At 79.6% G+C, this 1,131-nt stretch carries 1 protein-coding gene; it reads right to left on the reverse strand.

The window, feature by feature from the left end:
* The coding region (locus tag ACFV4G_RS43545; protein WP_380449221.1) for a beta-ketoacyl reductase at positions 1 to 1,131 on the reverse strand (1,131 nt) is incomplete at both ends.

Genomic DNA, 1,131 nt, shown 5'->3' on the forward strand with positions numbered 1-1,131 from the left:
GCGCAGACCGGTCGCGGCGGTGAGGCGGTTGCGCAGCTCGACGGCGGTCAGCGAGTCGAACCCGAGGTCCCGGAACGCCCGGGCGGCGTCGACGGTCGCCGTCGAGGCGTGCCCGAGGACGGCGGCGGCCTCCGTGCGGACGAGCTCCAGCAGCAGCCGCTCCTGCTCGTCGGCACCGCGGCCGCGCAGCTGCTCGGCCAGCGGGGAGCCCGTGGTCGTCGTGGCGATGCCCTCGGGCACCGCACGACGCACCTCCGGCAGGTCCGCGATCAGCGCGCTCGGCCGGGCGGCGGTGAGCACGGGGGCGAGGGCGCTCCAGTCGACGTCCGCCACGGTGAGGCCGGACGCGTCCGCGAGCAGGGCCCGGCGCAGCGCGGCGACCGCCCGCTCCGGGTCCATCGGGGCGAGCCCGCTGCGCCGCATCCGCCCGGTGAGGCCCGGGTGGTCCCCCGCCATGCCGCCCCCGGCCCACGGGCCCCAGGCGACGGCGGTGGCGGGCAGTCCGGCGGCGCGGCGGTGCTCGGCGAGGGCGTCGAGGTAGGCGTTGGCGGCGGCGTAGTTGGCCTGGCCGGGGTTGCCGAGGACACCGGTGATCGAGGAGAACAGGACGAACAGGGCGAGGTCGTACCCGGCCGTCAGCTCGTGGAGGTTGCTGGCGGAGACCGCCTTGGCGCGGAGCACCGCGTCGAAGCGGTCGGCCGTGAGGCCCTCCAGGACGCCGTCGTCGAGGACGCCGGCGGCGTGGACGACACCGGTGAGCGGGTGTTCGGCGGGCACGGCGGCGAGGAGGGCGGCGAGCGCGTCGCGGTCGGCGACGTCGCAGGCGGCGACGGTGACGCGGGTGCCGAGTCCTTCGAGCTCGTCGCTCAGCTCCTGCGCGCCGGGGGCCCCGGAGCCACGGCGGCCGACGAGGAGGAGGTGCTCGGCGCCGGCCCGAGCCAGCCAGCGGGCGACATGGGCGCCGAGGGCACCGGTGCCGCCGGTGACGAGCAGGGTGCCCCGGGGGGCGGTCCAGCCGTCGGGGGCGTCCGGCGCGCTCGGCTGCGCCGATTCACCGGCCGGACGGCCGGCGGCCGCGCGCGGGGGGGGCGGGGGGGGGCGCGCCCGGGGGGCCGCGCTGGCCCCCCCCCC

This window comes from Kitasatospora sp. NPDC059747, from assembly GCF_042732955.1.
GTDB lineage: Bacteria > Actinomycetota > Actinomycetes > Streptomycetales > Streptomycetaceae > Kitasatospora.